The organism is Bartonella sp. HY761 (assembly GCF_026743145.1).
In the GTDB taxonomy this organism is placed as follows: Bacteria; Pseudomonadota; Alphaproteobacteria; order Rhizobiales; family Rhizobiaceae; genus HY038.
The window spans coordinates 1,572,748-1,593,944 of the sequence record NZ_CP104887.1; the positions used below are offsets into that span (position 1 = coordinate 1,572,748).

The 21,197-nt window shown below is 40.4% G+C and carries 17 protein-coding genes, 1 tRNA gene and 1 pseudogene; 6 read left to right on the forward strand and 13 right to left on the reverse strand.

Features of this window, described 5'->3' with window-relative positions; all coding sequences use genetic code 11:
• Window positions 1-32: 32 nt before the first annotated feature.
• The 4 genes from N6A79_RS06745 to sufA all read right to left on the reverse strand — a co-directional run bounded on the left by N6A79_RS06745 (window position 33) and on the right by sufA (window position 3,696).
• On the reverse strand, window positions 33-572 hold the full coding sequence (locus N6A79_RS06745; protein ID WP_268547465.1) for a hypothetical protein: 540 nt from the start codon (window positions 570-572) through the stop codon (window positions 33-35).
• A gap of 238 nt (window positions 573-810) precedes the next feature.
• Window positions 811-1,785: a YcjF family protein gene (locus N6A79_RS06750; protein ID WP_268547466.1), complete on the reverse strand. Its 975-nt coding sequence runs from the start codon at window positions 1,783-1,785 to the stop codon at window positions 811-813.
• Window positions 1,782-3,218, reverse strand: coding sequence for a YcjX family protein (locus N6A79_RS06755; RefSeq protein WP_268547467.1), 1,437 nt, complete (start codon window positions 3,216-3,218; stop codon window positions 1,782-1,784). The genes N6A79_RS06750 and N6A79_RS06755 overlap by 4 nt, the downstream gene beginning before the upstream one ends.
• A 94-nt stretch (window positions 3,219-3,312) precedes the next feature.
• Entirely contained in the window at window positions 3,313-3,696 is a 384-nt protein-coding gene (gene sufA, locus N6A79_RS06760) for a Fe-S cluster assembly scaffold SufA (protein WP_268547468.1), read from the reverse strand.
• Window positions 3,697-3,980: 284 nt separating this feature from the next.
• Here sufA and N6A79_RS06765 point away from each other — a divergent pair, with 284 nt between their 5' ends.
• Entirely contained in the window at window positions 3,981-4,388 is a 408-nt protein-coding gene (locus N6A79_RS06765) for a c-type cytochrome (RefSeq protein ID WP_268547469.1), read from the forward strand.
• A gap of 148 nt (window positions 4,389-4,536) precedes the next feature.
• A tRNA-Pro gene (locus N6A79_RS06770) sits at window positions 4,537-4,613 on the forward strand.
• A gap of 363 nt (window positions 4,614-4,976) precedes the next feature.
• Here the strand turns inward: N6A79_RS06770 and N6A79_RS06775 are convergent.
• Window positions 4,977-6,518, reverse strand: a complete 1,542-nt coding sequence (locus tag N6A79_RS06775; protein WP_410007240.1) for a D-alanyl-D-alanine carboxypeptidase family protein — start codon at window positions 6,516-6,518, stop codon at window positions 4,977-4,979.
• A gap of 368 nt (window positions 6,519-6,886) precedes the next feature.
• On the opposite strand from N6A79_RS06775, the gene clpS reads away from it, so the two are divergent.
• From clpS to N6A79_RS06795, 4 genes and pseudogenes are all read left to right on the forward strand, one after another.
• Entirely contained in the window at window positions 6,887-7,234 is a 348-nt protein-coding gene (gene clpS, locus N6A79_RS06780; RefSeq protein WP_410007241.1) for an ATP-dependent Clp protease adapter ClpS, read from the forward strand.
• A gap of 273 nt (window positions 7,235-7,507) precedes the next feature.
• Complete coding sequence (locus N6A79_RS06785; RefSeq protein ID WP_262080451.1) at window positions 7,508-7,738, forward strand: ATP-dependent Clp protease adaptor ClpS; 231 nt, start codon at window positions 7,508-7,510, stop codon at window positions 7,736-7,738.
• Window positions 7,739-7,748: 10 nt separating this feature from the next.
• Window positions 7,749-9,972 (forward strand): annotated as a pseudogene (gene clpA, locus N6A79_RS06790) (ATP-dependent Clp protease ATP-binding subunit ClpA); the annotation flags it as partial.
• Between the two features lie 378 nt (window positions 9,973-10,350).
• On the forward strand, window positions 10,351-11,748 hold the full coding sequence (locus tag N6A79_RS06795; RefSeq protein ID WP_268547470.1) for an FAD-binding oxidoreductase: 1,398 nt from the start codon (window positions 10,351-10,353) through the stop codon (window positions 11,746-11,748).
• A 156-nt stretch (window positions 11,749-11,904) separates the two neighbouring features.
• Here the strand turns inward: N6A79_RS06795 and N6A79_RS06800 are convergent, their stop codons facing one another.
• From N6A79_RS06800 to cobU, 8 genes are all read right to left on the reverse strand, one after another.
• Window positions 11,905-12,444 (reverse strand): GNAT family N-acetyltransferase, encoded by a 540-nt coding sequence (locus N6A79_RS06800; RefSeq protein WP_268547471.1) that lies wholly within the window; start codon window positions 12,442-12,444, stop codon window positions 11,905-11,907.
• A 3-nt stretch (window positions 12,445-12,447) separates the two neighbouring features.
• Window positions 12,448-13,308, reverse strand: coding sequence for a 3-mercaptopyruvate sulfurtransferase (gene sseA, locus N6A79_RS06805; RefSeq protein WP_268547472.1), 861 nt, complete (start codon window positions 13,306-13,308; stop codon window positions 12,448-12,450).
• A gap of 130 nt (window positions 13,309-13,438) precedes the next feature.
• The gene (locus N6A79_RS06810; protein WP_268547473.1) at window positions 13,439-14,467 is read right to left on the reverse strand and encodes a cysteine synthase A; all 1,029 of its coding nucleotides are present in this window, start codon (window positions 14,465-14,467) and stop codon (window positions 13,439-13,441) included.
• 256 nt (window positions 14,468-14,723) lie between these two features.
• Window positions 14,724-15,152 (reverse strand): EamA family transporter, encoded by a 429-nt coding sequence (locus N6A79_RS06815; protein WP_182419450.1) that lies wholly within the window; start codon window positions 15,150-15,152, stop codon window positions 14,724-14,726.
• Window positions 15,153-15,154: 2 nt separating this feature from the next.
• Window positions 15,155-15,778: a cob(I)yrinic acid a,c-diamide adenosyltransferase gene (cobO, locus tag N6A79_RS06820; protein WP_268547474.1), complete on the reverse strand. Its 624-nt coding sequence runs from the start codon at window positions 15,776-15,778 to the stop codon at window positions 15,155-15,157.
• 1 nt (window position 15,779) lies between these two features.
• Entirely contained in the window at window positions 15,780-19,523 is a 3,744-nt protein-coding gene (gene cobN, locus N6A79_RS06825) for a cobaltochelatase subunit CobN (RefSeq protein WP_268547475.1), read from the reverse strand.
• A 2-nt stretch (window positions 19,524-19,525) separates the two neighbouring features.
• Complete coding sequence (gene cobW / locus N6A79_RS06830; RefSeq protein WP_442784260.1) at window positions 19,526-20,590, reverse strand: cobalamin biosynthesis protein CobW; 1,065 nt, start codon at window positions 20,588-20,590, stop codon at window positions 19,526-19,528.
• Between the two features lie 2 nt (window positions 20,591-20,592).
• The gene (cobU, locus tag N6A79_RS06835) at window positions 20,593-21,108 is read right to left on the reverse strand and encodes a bifunctional adenosylcobinamide kinase/adenosylcobinamide-phosphate guanylyltransferase (protein WP_268547476.1); all 516 of its coding nucleotides are present in this window, start codon (window positions 21,106-21,108) and stop codon (window positions 20,593-20,595) included.
• Window positions 21,109-21,197 lie beyond the last annotated feature (89 nt).

Consider the following 21,197-nt stretch of genomic DNA (forward strand, 5'->3'; position numbering starts at 1 on the left):
TTATATCTCAATTTAAATATAAGATTTATAAATTATTGAAAATCGTTTTGGGCTGTATTTTGAACGGCGTTTTTACCATTGCGTTTTAGTTTTACGCCAACCACTGGTATCATATCTTCAGAAACCTTAACCGATAGGGTAATATTCATTGTATCATTATCAGCTAGATGCGCGGTCATCGTACCATTAATATTTTCTCGCACTAGACCAAAAACCATATGTTTATTGCTAATACGCCCCGAAATGATATCCATGCCGTCAGCCTTGGCACCATTATTAAATGCACCTTGATAACCTTTTTCAATGCGTGCAACACGAGCTTTGACGCTTTGGCTAAAAATGCCTACGCGGCAAGAACCATCCAAGACCATGCCAACCTTTGTCTGTTCCTGCACACCTGAAAATGTACAGGTAAAGCGCGTACCTTTATATTTCCCAGCAACAACTTCACCTGGCCCGGTCCATTGCCCTTCAATTTTTTTAAAGAATACTTCCTCGGCGTCTTGTGCAGCACTGTAAGCTGAAGAGGAACATATGACAGCTGCAAAAAGCGGCAATAAAATTTTTTTCATTTAAACAGCTTTCCTTTTATCAGCTTCACATTGGCTTAAAACCACGGAGCATTCAATTAAAGTAAAAATTAAATGCATTAAATATCAAGCATCAAGATTTAAACTAAAGAATAATAGTTGAGATTCTTATGGTTAAAAATCGCAAAAAATGGTTAATAAGATATTTCAATTGCTAGGCTAAATAATAAATATTCCGCTTTAATCATAAAAGAACTTAGCCTTAGATCAAATTACATTATTAATCTTTGTTTGAAAAACGAATAAGATCACCGGCAAAATCACCAATACTGGGACGTTTTTCACCATCGAAAGGAAAAGGACGAAGTGCATCCATTGCTGCAATTCCTATACGAGTTGTCATCAACCCATTTACGACACCTTCACCTAGTTTTGCCGACAACCTCGCTGCAAGTCCCTGCCCAATGAATTGCTGTATAAAACTATCACCTAATGCAATAGTACCAGTTACAGCTAAATGAGATAAGACTTTACGCAATATGGCAATAAAACCAAACCGACTTGGCTTACAACCATAAAGCGACGCTATAGCGCGAATAAGCTTGGTGGCTTCATAAAAAACATACATAATATCAACAAAGGCGCGCGGACTTACTGCTGTTACAACTGATACACGCTTAGCAGATGCCAAAATTAAACTACGTGCTTCTTTATCTAAAGGACGCAATATTTCAGCCTCTGACAAATGAATAAGCGCGCGTCCATCAATGATATCATCTTCAAAAGCAGCAATTATTTTGCGTCCATGCCGAGTTAACGCCTGCCCTTCAACTAAATTATTAAGTGCATGGATTGCCTTTTTCGCTTCTTTCATGTCATCGCGCATAACCGCATCGCGAGCCTGTCGCCTTATTTCAGATACCGAACGTAAACGTATAATTGCGCGCAATTCATTGAAAATAAAAATAATGAAAGCCAAGAGCCCAGTAACTGCAATTACAAGCGCAAACCATCCAAGAGCTACATAGCGGGAAAATAATGTACGGACAAGATCATCAATCCATAGGCCAATTGCTAAGGATAATAATATGCCAAGAGCGGATAAAAAAATCTTACTCCACGTGAAATATTGCTTATTGCCCTGCTCTTCCTGCGCTAGCACGTCAAGATCGGCTAATTCAGCCTCATCAAAGGGATCTGCAGTTATATTGATAGCTTCAAGATCAGAAATGGCCCTTGGCCTACGCTGTGTCATGCAAGGTAATCTCCAAGCAAAAATTCCAAACTGCGATCCAAACGAATATGCGGCAATGGATCTGTTGTTTTAACAATTGGTGGGCGAAACCGGATAAAGCGAATATTCATCTTTTTATCATGATCGACAATATCTTGAGGATCTTTTGGCAAATCACCGGGAAAAATTGCAGTCTCTGTTTCACCATCAAAGCAAACGCCATCAATTATTTCACCTTCTAATGGTGTCCCAATAATTATAGGTAGTTCTTCATCGCCAATTTTTGCCAAGGCTTCACGGGTAGTGCGCACTGAAGCCATGGCTATGCTATCAGTTTTAACACCACGCAATTTTGCATTTTCAAGCGCATTGAGTGTTAAGAGCTTAATAATTTTTTCCATCCTCTCATGGCTTTCATGATGAAGTTGATCTGCCTTTGTTGCTGCAACCACAATTCGATCTATTTTGTGGCTAATAAGTTGACTTGCCCAATTATTAGCACCTGAACGAAAACATGATAGAATTTCTGTCAAAGAATTTTGCAGGTCTTGCGCAGCATGGGCACCAGAATTAATCGCTTGCATCGCATCCACAAGAATGATTTGCCTATCTAAACGGGCGATATGATTTAAAAAAAATGGCCTAATCACGTGCTTTTTATAAGATTCATAACGCCGCTCCATCACAGATGCCAAAGAGTGAGGCTCAAATGGTTTGTCGCTTAAATTAGGCAAAGGTGCAAAGGTAAGCGCAGGCGAACCATCAAGATCGCCAGGCATTAAAAAACGACCTGGTGGCAACATGGAAATTGCACTTTTATCTTCCTTTGCCAACCTTAAATAAGTCTTAAAAACCGAACTTAATTGGTCGATGATATCATCGCTAGCCTTTGCAAAGCTATTGACGTGGTGGGCTGCACCAAGCCAATCACTTGCAAATTCCTTATGTAATTTATTATTCGCGCGCTCAAAAGACTCTTTTGAAAATGTCCGATAATCCTTTGCCAGCAAAGGAAGATCAAGCAGCCATTCACCAGGATAATCAATGATATCAATAGTTAACTTTCCACGTGAGAAATATTTACTAAATGTAGAATTTGATTGATACTTTATTGTTAATCGCAATTGTGATAATGAGCGAGTAGAATGGGGCCACTGGCGCTTTAATGCTAAACTATCTATATGCTTTTCAAACTCAAAACGAGGCAATGTATCGTCTGGTTGATGCTCTATATCAACGGATATGATACGCTTTTGTGCTATAGCTTTAAAAAGTGGCAAGCGCCCACTTCTTAGTAAGTTCTGAATTAATGACGTAATAAAAACTGTCTTTCCAGCGGTAGAAAGTCCAGTGACACCCAGTCTTATAGTTGGATGGATAATTCCTGAAAAACGGTCAGAAACAGTGTTAAGGGTCATCCTAGCTTCATCGCCAAAAGATGTGAATGATGCCAAAGCGATTGCCCTTCAATGATGGTAATATAATTAAATGAGATTGCTTAGATATAGTGAGATTAGCGATAGTTATTTAAAAAAAACACAAACGACGCTAAATTGCTTGTTCTCGACGTTTTTCTAATATTTCCATGGAAACAGGAGTTAATTCAACAGATTCACCACAGCCACAAGCCGAAGTTTGATTAGGATTATTAAAAACAAATCCTGTCCTAAGGGTGGTTTGCTCAAAATCCACTTGCGTACCAAGAAGGAAAAGAACAGCATCACGCCCAACAAAAACTCGGGCTCCGTCTTTTTCAACAATATCAAAATTTCCCTCATGCTCCTTCATCAAATTTATGGTATATTCCATTCCTGCGCAGCCACCCTTTTTTACACCAACATGGATACCTTGGGCATCAGGATTATTCCCCATAATTTCTTTGATACGCTCAACAGCACTGTCTGTTAGAGATATAACGGCAAAACGGCTCATTTATTCAACCTTTCAATTCGTGTTATACTTAGTGTGGCTGATTGACAAACGCAAGAACACCATCAATATTTTAATTAAACGACAAGATTTTAATCAGAATACGAGGCAGGCAATATAAAACAATATGGAGCTTCTGACAATTTCAATCGCATGCCTTTTTACCAACAAAATTGCCATCCCATTGTCAGGCAGTGGCGATTTGCCGCCATGGACACTTACCGCGTTACGTTTTATCTAGAAGACATTTAAAATAGACCTAAACATAAAGCATTCAATCAAAAACCATGAAAACACATTTAATAAAATATTTTTTGCCAGTTGCATTATTTATACTCCCTCTTCTTGCCACTGCGCAAGAGCCATTAGGCGATATTGAGCGCGGCTCAAAAATATATAAACGATGTGCTGTTTGCCATTTGATCGATAATGATAAAAATCGTGTGGGTCCATCATTACAAAATATTATAAACCGCACTGCGGGATCGCTTCCTAATTTTCGTTATTCGCCAGCAATGAAAAAAGCTGGAGAAGATGGCCTTGCTTGGAATAAAGACACGTTACGCGAATTTTTGCTTGGGCCTCAAGCGATGATAAAAGGCAACAGAATGGCTAATATAAGGTTTGCGCCAGGTGAAAACCTTGATGACCTTATCGCTTATATTTTAAAAGAGTCATCTAACAGACCACAATAAGTTGGTCTCCCCCCCTATGACTGCTCAATATTTACATATAATGATATGCGAACCGTCTTTAAAAACAAGATTATTCATTTTTCTTGTTATTAATTTGAAATTTTTCGCTTGCCTTTATCAGCTTCATAATCTATTGCTTCGGTCGGCTCGGAGCGTAGCGCAGCCCGGTAGCGCACTTGACTGGGGGTCAAGGGGTCGTGGGTTCGAATCCCGCCGCTCCGACCAATTTTCCAACCAAAATTAAATCTAGCTATGGAATTAATATAGAACTGCGATAATGAGAAGCTATACTCTTATTGTTTTGCCTGTTTATGTTAGTTTTTAGTTGTTACATTTTAATATAGGCGTTTTCCATAAACAAAAATCAAACTAATTATAAAAACATTCTTAGCAATATTTGATATGCTAAGGATCGCTTTGAAATTTATGTAGAAATTTCAGTAAAGCATAGAGAGCCAAAAAATTATCTATAATTTATATGTGCTTATGCGCATTTTCTTTTTGAAAATCACTATAAATTAAAAAAGACCCATCATAATAAATGATGGGTCTTACATTAAGAGAAAAAATCTAATTATCTAAGTTTACTTAGTCTTCCAAAGCATAACAAGCAATCCCTGCATCTTTCAAGCTATTACATGCTTGCCACGCAGCAGTTTTAGATTGAAAACCCGCAAAGCGTGCACGATAATAACGCTCATTACCTTGATCAAAAACAGCAAGGAACGGATCTGTGCCAGCTAAAGCCTGTTGACCTGCAGCTGCCGCCTTTGCCAAAGCCTCATTTGCCTCAGCAGTGGTGGATTTTGATCCAACTTGAATAACCCAACCCTTTTTAGAGTTACTAATCGATGAAGTAACAACGGTGTCCAAATCATTAGGCACGGGAATAACATCATCTTGCGGAACAGCTATAATCTCACTATTAATCGTATTAGCAACAACATCTTCCACAACTACCTGTTTATCATTGACATTTGACTTAACAAAACTTGCTTTAAAAACCGGCTTTGGTGGATTTTTAATTGGTGAGCTTTCAATTACAACATCATTAGCCGCAGCAATTGCCGGTGGTAGTTTTGCACTACGTGAAGCGAGGGCTGTTAACAACGCAGCATCATGCTCACGATCGGTTACGCTCGCAACCTCTACATTTTCAACAGGTTGAGCCTGTGGCTTAACATTATTATTGCGCGCAACAGGTATTGGTGCTTCATGGCCTTGTGGCAATTCAAAACTGCGGCTAGCTAAAAGCGGAGCTACACTACGTTTTCCTGTCCCACCATCAATATAAGTAAGCAATAGTTCACGCATATGCTGATCGCGCAACGCACCCGAACGACCACCCATAACTACGCCAACAATTGATTTATTTCCAATACGCATTGAAGTGGCAAGATTAAAACCAGACATACGCGTATAACCTGTTTTAATGCCATCAACACCCTTCATTGCACCAACAAGACGGTTATGCCCGTTGATTGTCTTACCACGAAAGTTAACACTTGTAGAAGAAAACCAACCATACTGGCGTGGAAAATGCTCACGCAATGCGAGTGAAAGCAAAGCCATGTCACGTGCAGTCGTGTAATTACGTGGATCAGGCAAGCCAGATGCATTAACAAAATTACTATTCATCATACCAAGACGACGTGCTTTTGCAGTCATCATTTGCCCAAAACGAGCTTCTGAACCACCAAGATATTCGGCAATTGCTGTTGCAACATCATTTGCCGAGCGCGTAATCAAAGTTCTAGCTGCAATTTCTGCAGGAATCGTCTGACCAGGCTTAAAGCCAATTTTTGTTGGGGGACGTGCGGCGGCATAAGCAGAAACAGGAATAGGTGTATTTGGTGAAATGCGCCCTGACTGCATGGCTTCAAACAGCATATAAAGCGTCATCATTTTCGTTAGCGATGCAGGATAACGCTTCGCATTAGCATTTTCCTGAAAAAGAGTTTTACCCGAATTTGCATCAATAACAATTGCAGCATATTTATCAGCATAAACCCCTTTAGGAGCAGCAGCGGCAATATTTGCACTTAATGACAATGCAACAACTGCCATTGTTGACTTGCAAAAAAATGATGTTAATTTTTCAATAGTTTTACGCACATCTACACCCTGCATTAAGCATTACACTTCAGCGCTAAAAATTCGCTTAACGATGATTTGGTGTTAGATTAGTGCAAACAGCGTTACTAATCCGTTTACGCACATTCAAATATAAAAGCTTTTTTAAAGAAAAATCATTTTTATAACGAGAACAAAAAGAGAAAAGAAAAAGGCAAAAAGAAAACAAACCATAAACACTACTTAAATAATCTTTTAAAAACATAACATTAAACAAAATTAACCATATTGCAAATTAGAATTTAAACATTGAGACAATGATAGGGTTATTATTTCCATAGTTGCAATCATCCTATAAGGGAATAAAATCACGGCAATATAAGACATGAAAGGTTTTAAGAATGTTCTCACCCAAGGACGCAAAAATGGGGAAGCTTCATATGCAGAAGGACAGTGCAAACAATGGCAATGAAAGTGATTCTGAAATTGCTATTGAGGTTCGTACGCGCCCAAAAATAAAAAAGCCAAACCTTTACCGTGTTATTCTTCTTAATGATGACTATACACCCATGAATTTTGTGATTGATATCTTGATTGAAATTTTTCATAAAACGATAGACGAGGCAACAGCTATTACCTTTTCCGTCCATCATCTTGGTGCCGGTGAATGCGGCATATACACCTATGAAATCGCGGAAGAAAAAGTAAGTCAGGTTATAGACCGTGCCCGATCTGAACAGCACCCACTTCAATGCATCATGGAAAAAAAATAAGTTTTTGAAATGACCTTACATATATTGGACGCAGCCAAGATCATATGGTCAACAAAAAAACACAAAACAGATGATTTATATAGGTTTTTATTTCTGACAATAGCCCTACTGCTAACATGATTGGTTAAATGACTAAAACTACCTTGCTAGATTTTGAGTTATTTTCCATTCCCATAATTAGCATAAGGAAAAACCGGAATTACGGCAAAATTCGGCTTTATAGAGTTAACCAAAATTGAAATATAAAACTACCAAAAAAATGAAGCAACACAAATGCGCTATAAGCGCTATAAATCTACATCGTTAAATTTTACAGCCAATATTATTATAAAGATTTTAGATAAAACACTTGAAGAGACGCAAGCAATTACCTATTCTGTACATCATCTTGGTGCTGCAGAATGTGGTGTTTACACATATGAAATTGCTAAAGAACAGCTTGTCCAAATGCTTCAGCTTGAATATTTGGCGCAATACCTTTCTTTACGGCATAATGGAAAATAAGTGAGGTTGTATGCCATCTTTTACCCCTGGCCTTGAAATGGCTTTACACCGCGCCTTAACATTTGCGAATGAAAGTCGCCATGAATATACGACATTGGAACACCTTCTCCTTGCATTAATAGAAGAAGAGGATGCGGCAAATGTTATGCGTGCATGTGGTGTTGACCTTGATATATTAGCTGCCAGAATAAAAGATTACATTCAATCTGAGCTTGATAAACAAGTTATGGCCGATGACCATGATACTAAACCAACAACAGCTTTCCAACGGGTAATTCAACGCGCAGTTATTCATGCCCAATCAGCAAGCAAAGACGATGTAACGGGTGGCAATGTTTTAGTTGCTATTTTTGCTGAGCGTGAAAGCCATGCAGCATTTTTTCTACAAGAACAGGAAATGACCCGATATGATGCCGTGAATTATCTTTCCCATGGCATTGCGAAGGCTGGCAGTATTCCTGACAACATGATCTTTTATGAAGATTTTGAAGTTGGCGATGATGACGACACTGAAACAAAAAGGACGCCTGATGCACTGTCATCTTATTGTGTCAATTTGAATGAACTTGCAAAAGAAGGTAAGATTGACCCACTTATCGGTCGTGATAGTGAGGTTAACCGCACTATCCAGATTTTATGTAGGCGTTCAAAAAACAATCCACTTTATGTTGGAGAGCCTGGCGTTGGCAAAACTGCGATTGCTGAAGGATTAGCAAGACGCATCGTTGACAAGCAAGTACCAGAAATTTTAGCAGACGCTACAATTTTTTCTTTAGATATAGGTGTATTATTAGCAGGCACACGTTATCGCGGAGACTTTGAAGATCGTTTAAAGCAAGTTGTGGTAGAACTTGGCAACCATCCTGGTGCCGTGCTCTTTATCGATGAAATTCATACAATTATTGGCGCTGGCGCAACATCTGGTGGCACAATGGATGCGGCGAACCTTTTAAAACCAGCTTTGGCGTCCGGTGCAATACGCTGTATGGGGTCAACCACCTATAAAGAATATAGGCAGATTTTTGAAAAAGATCGAGCACTCGTTAGACGCTTCCAGAAAATTGATGTGAAAGAACCAACAGCCAGTGAAGCATTAGATATTATGAAGGGTTTAAAACCCTATTTTGAAGATTATCACAATGTTAAGTTCACTGATGAGGCATTAAAAGCTGCGGTTGACCTTTCGGCTCGCTATATTTCTGATCGGCAATTGCCAGATAAAGCAATCGACGTCATCGATGAAACAGGTGCTGCGCAAGTTCTTTTACCTGAAAAGAAGCGTAAAAAGACTATTACAATCAAGGAAATTGAAGCAACAATTGCGAGTATGGCACATATACCACCCAAAACGGTATCACGTGATGATAGACAGGTTTTATCAAACCTTCTCAATGAGTTAAAGCGCGTTATTTATGGACAAGATAAAGCAATTGAAGCACTTACTAGCTCAATTAAGCTTGCTCGGGCTGGCCTTCGCGAACCCAATAAGCCAATTGGTAGCTATCTTTTTTCAGGGCCAACTGGTGTTGGTAAAACCGAAGCGGCTAAGCAGCTTGCCTCATCATTAGGGGTTGAATTGTTACGTTTTGACATGTCAGAATACATGGAACAGCACTCCGTATCACGTTTGATCGGTGCCCCTCCAGGTTATGTTGGCTATGATCAAGGCGGCTTGATAACCGATGCAGTTGATCAGCATCGCCATGCGGTTTTACTGCTTGATGAAATTGAAAAAGCCCATCCCGATGTCTATAATGTGCTATTGCAGGTTATGGATAATGGCAAGCTTACAGATCATAATGGTAAGCAGATTGATTTTCGCAATATTATTTTGATCATGACGACCAATGCTGGCGCATCGGATTTAGAAAAGGCTGCAATTGGTTTTGGTGATACGCGACGCACTGGTGATGATATTGAAGCAATAAACCGGCAATTTACGCCTGAATTTAGAAATCGCCTTGATGCTATTATTCCATTTGGACCACTAGCAATGCCTGTCATTCATCAGGTTGTACAAAAATTTGTTATACAACTTGAAGCTCAACTTGCAGATCGTGGCATTACCTTTGACCTCACCGATGGCGCGATTAAATGGTTGGCTGAAAAAGGTTATGATGCACGAATGGGCGCTCGTCCTTTGGCAAGAATTATACAAGAGCACATTAAAAAACCGCTTGCCGATGAAATTCTTTTTGGAAAATTGCGTAAAGGTGGAACCGTGCGAGTTGCATTGAACAAGAATAATAGCGGCATTGCCCTTGATATCCTGCCTGCTGATACACCAATTCGTGCCCCTAAGACAAATGACAAAAAGAATGAAGATGCTTGCCTTGGCGACGCATCCGACGAAAGTGAAAGCAGCCTATAATTCGTATCAATTTTAAATTAACCCATTGAAATATATATTTTTTTAAGTTTCTATAAATAAGCCAAATATATGTTATTGCCTTTTGGGTTTGAGATTTTGAGAAAAAAATATCACAAAAATGTTTTTAGCAAAGTTATATCTGCTTTGCTAAAAATGCTTTGACTTTCATTTTCATCATCAATTTTCTTTTCAACTATTTGATCTAATTCTATTAGCTATCAAAAAAATTAGGATAAATATAATGCGCGAGAAAATATCCGGCTCTCAATTGGAAAAGGGGCTTGATGCCCTCGCCCATAGATTTCATGCTAATTTTAGTCGCAATGAATCTGTCTGCTCAACCCACACTCATACAATTACTACACTTCCTCACCAGCTACCCGATGCGGTGGTTTATGTTGAAAATACTCAAGATATGCAAGATGTAGTGGTAATTGCCAATCAATATAATCTTCCTATCATCGCATTTAATGCCGGTACATCGCTCGAAGGTCAATTAAACGCACCATTTGGTGGCATTAGCGTTGATTGTTCACGCATGGATAAGGTAATCGAATTTAACCCAGAAGACATGACTATAAGCGTTGAACCAGGTATTACGCGCGAAGTATTAAACAGCTGGTTGCGCGACAGTGGTTTATTTTTTCCTGTTGATCCGGGTGCAAACGCCTCTATTGGCGGCATGGCATCGACCCGCGCATCTGGTACCAATGCTGTACGCTATGGCACCATGAAAGATGCAGTTCTAAGTGCAGAGGTGGTTATGGCTGATGGCAAGCTTATTCGCACCGCTAGCAAAGCAAAAAAAAGTGCAGCAGGCTATGATTTAACTCATCTTCTTGTTGGATCTGAGGGTACATTAGGGTTATTTACTGCCATCACCTTAAAACTACACCCTATTCCTGAAGTTATTGCCAGTGGTATTTGCACATTTGATAGCGTTAAACATGCGTGTGATGCGGTAATTGAAATGATTCAATGCGCTGTACCGATAGCGCGTGTGGAATTAATGGATCAAATTCAAGTTGCTGCTTGTAACGCTTATTCAGGTTTAGACCTTGAACCGCGTCCAACTCTCTGCCTCGAATTTCATGGTGACAGCGCTGGTGTAGACACACAAATCGCGCTTTTTGACGAAATTGCCAAATCCCATAGCGGCTTAGATTTCATCCATTCGCGAGATCCTCAAGAGCGGACAAAATTATGGACAGCGCGCCACAATGCGTTTTGGGCAAGCGAATCTTTAATGAAAGGGTGTGAAATTTTTTCAACCGATGTCTGTGTACCCATATCAAAACTAGCTGATTGCGTGGAAGAAACTCAAAAAGACTTGCAAGAATCAGGATTAATGGGACCTATTGTTGGGCATGTAGGCGATGGTAATTTTCATGTTTTACTTGGATATCACAAAGACAAGCCAGACGAAGTTTCTAAAGCTATGGAGTTTTCTGCGCGCTTAAGTGAAAGAGCTATTGCTTTTGATGGGACCTGTACGGGGGAACACGGCATTGGCCAACGCAAAGCACCTTATTTGCGTAAAGAATTTGGCTATGGCGTCGATTATATGCAATTGATCAAGCAAGCACTTGATCCGCAAAATATTTTAAATCCGGGAAAATATGGCTTTAAAAATTATTAAAGGCATTTTTCATATTTTCATATTGCCTTGCATTAATGTTTAATTTTTAGTCTAATCAAATAAAAATGCCGAGACATCAAAACCTTACCGGCATTTTTACTTAATATCTTTATTTAAATCGATACTCTAATATCTTGTTAATTAAACAAAATACAATCAATCATCTTTCCATGCTTCGATCATCACATCGCTGGTTGAAACAGGTTCAAAGCCTAGCTTTTGATATAGCTGTAAAGCACGCGGACTATCAAGCGTGTTGGTTTGGATAATTACTTTTTGCGGGTCTAAATCCCAAGCTGAAGATAGGACTTCATTTAAGAAAAATCGTGATAACCCACGTCCTTGAAACTCTTTAATCAAACCAAAATATAACACTTCAGCAATAGGCATGTTACGCAGGTTAAGCTCCGCAAAACCTGCAGGACAACCATTAATATATAAAATATAAATTACGGTGTCTGGTGATTGGATAATATCAATTAATTCTTGATCTTTTAACTTGCGTCGTACGGACCAGTGATGCTCCTTACCTATTTCGCGATATAAATAACGATAAAAATGAGCTGGGCATTGTTCCGCTTTCATGATCGCGAGCGTCATACCGATGGGTAATGGAACGCTATTATTAGCGCGTGTTTGCATTTCAAGATGTGTAACACGAGCAGCAAGATATTGGGGAGATTTTTTAAAAACCATTTTTTACATTTCCAAATCTTCATTTGTAACAACAGAACTATCAGCTAATGAACCCCATTCGCTCCACGAACCATCGTAAAGTCGTACATTTTCATTTCCTAACCCTTGTAGTGCCAAGGTTAAAACGGCAGCAGTTACACCCGAACCACATGTCGTCACCACAGGTCCTAATGGATCTATTCCTGCACTTTTAAAAATTCCAAAGATTTCTTCGTTCGACTTGAATTTCCCCTCGTCAGAAAGCAAGGAATAGGGAACATTTTGAGCATTTGGCATATGCCCGGAACGTACCCCTGCTCTTGGTTCCTCTTCCTCGCCAGAAAAGCGTTTCTTTCCGCGCGCATCAGCAATAGCAACATTGCCATCACTCACAATACCGCGCATTTCATCGATTAAAACAACTTTGGTAAGATCAGCATTAGCATTAAATATTTTGGGGGTGATAATTGTGTCATTACTAGTTACAGGACGCCCTTCCTGTTGCCAAGTTTTAAAACCGCCATCAAGCACATAGACTTTCTCTGCGCCCATCAAGCGCAATAACCACCATGCACGCGGCGCTGAAAAGAAACCATCACCATCGTAAACGACTATAGTATTTTTTTCACTTATACCAAGTGCACCAAGCGCTTTTGCAAAATACTCAGCATCAGGCAATGTATGAGGCAAGGAGGAATTGGGATCACTTAAAAGATCATGATCAAAAAACACTGCTTCAGGTATATGCGATTTACTATATTCTAAGCGACCATTTCTATTGGCTTTGGGTAAATACCAAGATGCGTCAATAATATGAATATCACTTGCACCCAATTGGCTTTCCAACCAGTCTGCAGACACAATAAAAGGATTGTTGTGAGACATTGCGTTTCCTTCCCTAATTATTCCTATATTACGCCTTTCTTGTTAAAAATCGAGAACAATTTAAGAGAGAATAGACAATTCATCCCCCAATGAGAAGGACTGAGAAAAAACCTTAATATGATTTTTGAGATTATACGAAAGGAACATTATATTTTTGCGCTTTATCTGGCCATTGCGGGATTGGCAATGATTTTTCGCGCAAGAATTGTGGGTTATAGAGTTTTGATAGGTAGCGGTTACCATAATCACAAAGCATGGTAACAATGGTTTTGCCCTTACCTAATTCGCGCGCTAAAGTAATAACACCGGCGATATTAATACCTGATGACCCGCCAAGGCATAAGCCTTCATGTTGAGCAAGATGAAACAACTCAATAAGCGCATCACTGTCACTGACCTGATAAGAAAAATCAGGCAACAAACCATCAAGATTGGCGGTTATACGCCCTTGCCCGATGCCTTCAGTTATTGAGCTACCTTGAGATTGCAATTGACCATTGGTGTAAAAAGAATAAAGGGCTGCGCCATAAGGATCGGCAAGACCAATTTTAATCGCTTTATTATGCTCTTTTAAGCCAATAGCCGTACCTGCCAAAGTTCCGCCAGAGCCGACAGAGCAAATAAACCCATCAATATTGCCTTGTGTATCGCGCCAAATCTCTTGAGCCGTTGTTTTAATATGGGCTTCACGATTAGCAATATTATCAAATTGGTTAGCCCATAAAACACCATTTTCAGTGGTCTTTTTTAAACTTTCGGCAAGGCGGCCCGATAATTTAACATAGTTATTGTCATCACGATAAGGCACCGCTGGCACTTCAATTAGCTCGGCGCCCTGCAAGCGCAGTGCATCCTTTTTTTCTTGTGATTGGGTATTTGGAATAACGATAATTGTTTTATAACCAAGTACTGCCCCAACAAGCGCAAGACCAATGCCGGTATTGCCTGCTGTTCCTTCAACAATAATGCCGCCCTTTTTAAGCTCGCCCTTGCGTTCTGCATCACGAATAATCGATAAAGCTGCCCGATCTTTAACCGATTGACCGGGGTTTAAAAATTCTGCTTTACCCAAAATTTCACAACCTGTTAACTCACTTGCACGGTTTAAACGGATAAGCGGCGTATTCCCAATAAGATCGAGTACAGATGTATCAGCCACGTTTTTTCCTTTTAATGTTGAGGTTTGAGCATTTTGGCGACATAAATTTGCAACAACAATTTATATCTTTTTGATAAACCTCACCAACAATAAAAAGAAAACCTCATGTAATCAAAGAAAAACATACCTTAAAGACAATATTTAATTGATAAATTTCACCAAATATCGCTTTCAATCAAAAAAAAATTCTATTTACAAAGGGTACATAAATACCCTTTGTAAATTACGAAAAACGCAAGTTATGAATATAAAATACTCATAACTTTAAAGATAATAATATGACGCCACCAGCAATGAAAACAACACCGAGCCAATTGATACCAGATAGTTTTTCACCAAGAAACGCCACACCAAAAATCGCGACTAAAATAACCGATAATTTATCAACCGGTGCAACCCTTGAAGCATCGCCAATTTGCAAGGCCCTAAAATAAGCAAGCCATGAAGCACCTGTTGCCAGCCCTGATAGAACAAGAAATAGCCATGATTTAGCTGATACTTCACTTGGCTTATGCCATTGATCGGTAAGGGTTAAAAACAGGCAAAGTGCCGCCACAATAACCAGCGTGCGTATAAAAGTAGCAAAATCAGAATTAATGCCATGAATACCTACTTTTGCAAAAATTGCGGTTAAAGCTGCAAAAACTGCTGATAAAACTGCCCAAAACTGCCAAGAAGCTGCCATTTTTAAAACTCAACCCCCTTTTGTCCTTTAATACCTGAGCGAAACGGATGCTTGATGAGCTCCATTTCAGTAACAAGGTCAGCTTCATCGATAAGCTCTTGCTTGGCATTGCGGCCAGTAATAATGACATGCTTCATAAATGGGCGTTCACGCACGGTTTCAAGCACTTCTTCTAAAGGCAAATAATCATAGCGCAGAACGATATTCAACTCGTCACAAAGCACCATATCGTAACTTTCGTCCAAAATCATTAATTTAGCAACTTCCCAAGCTTCCCGTGCCATGGCAATGTCTTTTTCACGGTCTTGTGTTTCCCAAGTAAAGCCCTCGCCTGCGGCAAACACAGTTACTTGATCACCAAATTTATCCAAGGCCAAACGCTCGCCGGTGGCGCGTGAACCTTTAACAAATTGCACAACACCAATTTTCATATTATGGCCAAGGGCGCGAAAAACCATACCAAAACCTGCGGTTGATTTGCCTTTACCTTTACCGGTATTAACAATCAAAAGTCCTTTTTCGCCGGTTTTCCCCTCATTCATTCGATCGCGGGCAGCTTTTTTTTTCTTCATTTTTTCCGCGTGACGGGCATTGATTTCCTCGGTCGTCATAGTGGTTTTATCCATTTCATTCACCCTTATTTTGTAATTCTTCCAATTGAAATGCTGCTGAATTGGAGCGCCCAACCCAAAGCCCACGATCTAAAGCCTCATTTAGCTTTTGTGCTATCTCACGCAATGCTGCCGGATTTTGCTCAGTCAAAAATGATCGAACCATATCATCATTAATATAAGCATCATAAATTGCTTCAAAATGATCGCTACGCACGGCATTTGTAGTTGCTGCAAACGCAAAAAGATAGTCAACGCTTGCTGCCATTTCTACGCCGCCCTTAAAGCCGTGCCGCATCGCACTTGCAATCCATTTGGGATTGATGGCACGGCCACGCAATGTGCGAGCAATTTCTTCTTCTAAGGTTTTGATGAGTGGTCGTTCCGGTCTTGATAAATCATTATGATAGATTTGCGGCCATTGCCCTGATTGCGTTGCTGCGGCCGCAGCCATACCACCTTCAAAAGCATAATATTCACCAGAATCTAGCAAATCATGCTCTCTATTATCCTGATTTTGTACAATTAATTGCAAGGAGCGCATTCTGGAGTTTAATTCTTCGCCTGCTGTTTTCCCCTCGCCTATGCCATAGGCATGATCAGAATTGGCGAGCCATGCTTTTCCAAGATCATCCCGCGCATCCCACTCACCAGAATCAAGAAGCTCTTGTAAGCCAGTTCCATAATGCCCCGGTTTTGCCCCAAAAATACGATAACCGGCCTTTTGGCTCGCTTGTTGATGGGGCAATCCATAATCATCCATGAAACGCTTCATATCCCCCTTCATATTGGCAGCAATCGGGTTATAGCCCTCCTCTTCATCAAGCGCACCAACAGCTCTAATGGCTTGGTCAAGCAAAACCAATTGATCGGGAAACGCATCACGGAAAAACCCTGATATACGCAGCGTGACATCAACACGCGGACGGCATAATTTTTCTAAAGGTATAATTTCATATCCCGTCACCCGCCGTGATGCCATATCCCATAAGGGCTTAACGCCAAGTAAAGCTAAAGCCTGTGCAATATCATCGCCGCCCGTGCGCATATTAGACGTGCCCCAAACGGTAAGCCCCAGCGCTTTTGGCCAATCACCGTGATCTTGAACATAGCGTTTTATCAACAATTCGGCAGAGCGAAAACCCAAATCCCATGCAGCAGGGGTTGGCGCAGCGCGGTTATCAACCGAGTAAAAATTGCGCCCTGTTGGTAAGACATCAAGTCGCCCGCGCGTTGGCGCACCAGATGGTCCTGGAGCAACAAATTTACCATCAAGCGCAGTGAGCAGGCCATTCATTTCGGCATTGCCGCAGCTTTTTACTAAAGGGCGTAAAAACCTATCAATTTTTTGCAAAATTATTTGGGTTTGTGGCAGCAAGGCTGGACAAATAATAGTTTTTTCAACAAGACTTGCCGCTAATAATTCGATACGCTCAACGCTATCACCGAAGCTACGCCAAGGATCATTGATTAAATCAGCAAGGATTTGAGGCCGCTTACCTTGCCAAGGCGCTGCCAAATCACAATTTAACGGATCAAAACCCAAATCAAGATCATTGGCTATAGCACGATGTAAACTACCATCTTCATTTTGACCCCGTGGAACACGAACCAAAGCCACTAACAGATCAGTCAATTGCTTGCCGGTTGGCGCCCTGCCAAAAACATGCAAACCATCTCTAATTTGTAATTCTTTCAAATCACATAAAAAGGCATCAAGTTTTTGCAAGGCAAGATCCTCATCATCGTGCCCTTTAATCCCTGCATCATTGCCAATACCTGTTATGTCAACCAGTTGTAAAATTTGATCTTTCAGCTTCAACAATCGGCGCGGATCGACCCCTGATGCCTCATAATATTCATCCACCAAGACTTCTAAATCTTTAAGCGGCCCATAACTTTCAGCGCGGGTTAATGGCGGTGTCATGTGATCGATTATCACTGCACTTGAACGCCGTTTGGCTTGCGTCCCCTCACCTGGATCATTGACGATAAAGGGATAAATATGCGGGATTGCACCAAGCGCTAGTTCCGGATAGCAATTTTGCGACAGCGCCAATGCTTTACCTGGTAACCATTCCAAATTGCCATGCTTACCTATATGCACAATGGCATCTGCCCCATAGACATGACGCAGCCAAAAATAAAACGCCATATAGTGGTGAGATGGAACAATGTCAGGGGCATGGTAAACTTGTTTGGCATCCATACCAAAAGCACGCTCAGGCTGTAATGCAACGACTATTTTACCAAAGAACAGAATTGGAAGCGCAAAAGCATCATCAACAATAAATGCATCCTCCTGTGGGTCACCCCAGCGCACTTTCATTTCATCTTGGGTGATCTGCGGTAATTGTGCAAATAATTGCCGATAACGGTGAAGAGCAAGGGACACATTAATAATACGACCTTTTACCCCCTCATTGGTGGGCCCTTCGATCAGCTTTTCCATAAGAGCTAGTGGTGTTTCAGGGATATTTTCAACATTATAGCCATTATTTTGTAAAGCATTCAATACCAAATGGGTGGCTGCAGGTGTATCAAGACCAACCCCATGTCCCAAACGGCCATCACCACCCGGATAATTAGCCATAACTAAAGCGACATTTCGTTCAATTGGCGCTTTTTTGCCAAGTTTAATCCAATTTCTTGCTAAATCAGCAACAAAATCAACACGATCTTGCTGTATTTGATGGCGAATAATATTGGCTTCCACTTCTTCATCAAAAAATTCTGCCGCTTTAAAGGATATAGCACGAGTTAAAACACGGCCGTCTACTTCCGGCAAAGACACATTCATGGCAATGTCTCGTGCTGGCAAACCACGACTTGATGATTGCCATGTAGCTTTATCGCTACTTGATAAAACCACCTGCAACACCATATTATGATATTTATCAAGCACTGTACCGGTTGTCTCACCGCTTAATGACGAAACAGCAAAACCCGTTGTGTTTAAAATAAGCGCTGGTGGGCACTGGCTTAGCAGTTCATCAAGAATAGCAACACTTAAACTGTCTTTTAAGCTACTTATAAAAAGTGGTAACGGTGCAAGACCGCGCTGCTGTAAAGCTTCCACTATCGCTGCAATTGGCTCAGTCTGCCCACTTTGAACAAGAGCACGATAAAAAGTAATTGGTACAATAGGGCTATTGGCGACTACCCCATTTTCTTGCCATTTATTTTGAATTTCTGTCAAACTAGGATTTGCAAGATTGGGCCACCAAAGTCCCGCTTTCATTAAAGGTTTTGCACCAATTGGACGTTCATTTTTCCCTAGTATAAAACCACAATAATTGAGAAAATGCTGGGCATTAAAGCTGCCACCTTCAATCAAATACTGCCACAAAGCATCGCAATCCTCGCGGGAAATGCTACAAAAACGCATCAAAGTTGGATCTGGTTTATCGTCACCTGGTAAAACCACCAATTTAATATCATATTCGCAAGCGGCAGCGTAAAGCGTTTCCAAACCATAGCGCCAATAACTTACGCCGCCAATAACACGTACAACAATAAGGCGAGCGAATTTTGCAGTTCGCTCAATATAATGATCCACCGACATCGGGTGAGAAAGAGCCAATAAATTGGCTAACCGTAATGAATAAGCCTTATCTAAAAGCGCGGATTTTGCTGCGGCTATGCTACATAGCTCCGTATCGGCAGATGATAGAAAAATTACTTCACCTACCGATTGTCCAAGATCAATTGCCTCATCAGCGTCGCTGATTGCACCTTTTTGCGCCAGTAAAAGATGCATTATTAGGTCTTATCAGCTACTTGCTGAATGGACTTTGTAATTTTTGTAACATCCATATCATGCAATCCAATCACCACTAAGCGACTTAAACCCTTTTCACTTTCATCAAGCGGACGATCATAGTAATGTTCAATACGACTGCCAACAGCTTGAACAACAAGGCGCATGGCTTTGCCTTTAACCGCCATAAAACCTTTAAGGCGTAAAATATCATTGTCACGAATAATATTCTTTAATGTATCAACAAAAAGGATTGGATCGGTGATTTCACCAAGTTCAACCACAAAGCTCTCAAATTCATCATGACTATGGGCTTCCCCGTCTTCATGATGCATCTCATGATGGGATTTACGGTTTTCAATGTCGCTTTCTGTGCCGACATTTAAACCAAGCACTATATCTGCACCAAGTTTACCAAAATTAGCAGCAACCATATTAGCAACCCGCTCGCCATTTGCTGCAATCGTTTGTTTAACTTCAGCTAATTGTTGCTCATCAATTAAGTCGGTTTTATTTAAGACAATAAGGTCTGCAGCCTTGATTTGGTCTTCAAACAATTCTTCCAATGGACTTTCATGGTCTAGCGATTCATCACTTAAACGTTGAGCGGCAATCTTGTCATGATCATCGGCAAAGCGTCCCTCAGCAACCGCCGCACTATCAACAACGGTAATAACGCCATCAACGGTTACGGATGTTTTAATTTCAGGCCAATTAAAAGCTGCAACCAAGGGCTGCGGCAAGGCAAGTCCTGATGTTTCAATAATAATTTGATCAGGCCGCTCGCTACGTGCCAAAATCTTGGTCATTGCAGGTATAAAATCATCAGCAACGGTACAACAAATACAACCATTATTTAGCTCGATAACATCTTCTTCCTTGCAATTTTCAATTCCACAACTTTTAAGCAAATTACCATCAACGCCAAAATCACCAAATTCATTAATAATCAAAGCTATCCGTTTACCATTTGCATTTTCAAGTAAATGACGGATCATAGTTGTTTTACCAGATCCCAAAAAACCTGTGATGACGGTGGTCGGAATTTTGGTTGTAAGCAATGTCATAACTAATTACCCTTTAATTGGATTGGAAGTCCTGCTGCAATAAAATAAACATTATCAGCATAGCTAGCAATTTTTTGATTGAGCTCACCGGCAAAGTCGCGAAACTGCCGGCCTAGTTTGTTGTCCGGCACTATACCCAAGCCTACTTCATTCGCAACAAAAACAAGATGGGATTCATTGTTTTGCAGTTGATTGAGCAAAGTATTTTGATAGGCTGCAATATCATAGTCGTTAAGCATTAAATTGCTGAGCCATAAAGTCAAGCAATCAACTAGAATAATATTGTCCGGACTATTCAAGCTTTTAAGCGCTGCACCCAACTCTAACGGACATTCTAATGTTTGCCAATAATTTTTTCTTCGTTCTTGGTGCAACTGAATACGGGTTTTCATCTCATCATCGAAGGCTTGTGCTGTAGCAAGATAAATTGCAGTTAAGTCTGTTTGTAGAACTAAATTTTCTGCAAATACCGATTTTCCAGAACGTGTTCCTCCTAGAACCAAATCAATGCGTGCCATATTACCTTCCCTATTATGCTGGGCTGCTTTATTTTAAAGAAATTCTAAAGAGAACAATCTTTTTCACTATGGTTGTATTCAGGCTCTTC

Bases quoted from the DNA above. Each gene is read 5' to 3' on its own strand.
- N6A79_RS06815 (WP_182419450.1), bottom strand. From the start codon at position 15,152: ATGGCAGCTTCTTGGCAGTTTTGGGCAGTTTTATCAGCAGTTTTTGCA.
- cobU (WP_268547476.1), bottom strand. From the start codon at position 21,108: ATGGCACGCATTGATTTGGTTCTAGGAGGAACACGTTCTGGAAAATCG.
- sseA (WP_268547472.1), bottom strand. From the start codon at position 13,308: ATGTCTCACAACAATCCTTTTATTGTGTCTGCAGACTGGTTGGAAAGC.
- N6A79_RS06800 (WP_268547471.1), bottom strand. From the start codon at position 12,444: ATGGTTTTTAAAAAATCTCCCCAATATCTTGCTGCTCGTGTTACACAT.
- cobO (WP_268547474.1), bottom strand. From the start codon at position 15,778: ATGGATAAAACCACTATGACGACCGAGGAAATCAATGCCCGTCACGCG.
- cobW (WP_442784260.1), bottom strand. From the start codon at position 20,590: ATGACATTGCTTACAACCAAAATTCCGACCACCGTCATCACAGGTTTT.
- N6A79_RS06795 (WP_268547470.1), top strand. From the start codon at position 10,351: ATGCGCGAGAAAATATCCGGCTCTCAATTGGAAAAGGGGCTTGATGCC.
- cobN (WP_268547475.1), bottom strand. From the start codon at position 19,523: ATGCATCTTTTACTGGCGCAAAAAGGTGCAATCAGCGACGCTGATGAG.
- N6A79_RS06775 (WP_410007240.1), bottom strand. From the start codon at position 6,518: ATGCAGGGTGTAGATGTGCGTAAAACTATTGAAAAATTAACATCATTT.
- sufA (WP_268547468.1), bottom strand. From the start codon at position 3,696: ATGAGCCGTTTTGCCGTTATATCTCTAACAGACAGTGCTGTTGAGCGT.
- N6A79_RS06745 (WP_268547465.1), bottom strand. From the start codon at position 572: ATGAAAAAAATTTTATTGCCGCTTTTTGCAGCTGTCATATGTTCCTCT.
- N6A79_RS06750 (WP_268547466.1), bottom strand. From the start codon at position 1,785: ATGACACAGCGTAGGCCAAGGGCCATTTCTGATCTTGAAGCTATCAAT.
- N6A79_RS06765 (WP_268547469.1), top strand. From the start codon at position 3,981: ATGAAAACACATTTAATAAAATATTTTTTGCCAGTTGCATTATTTATA.
- clpS (WP_410007241.1), top strand. From the start codon at position 6,887: ATGGGGAAGCTTCATATGCAGAAGGACAGTGCAAACAATGGCAATGAA.
- N6A79_RS06785 (WP_262080451.1), top strand. From the start codon at position 7,508: ATGCGCTATAAGCGCTATAAATCTACATCGTTAAATTTTACAGCCAAT.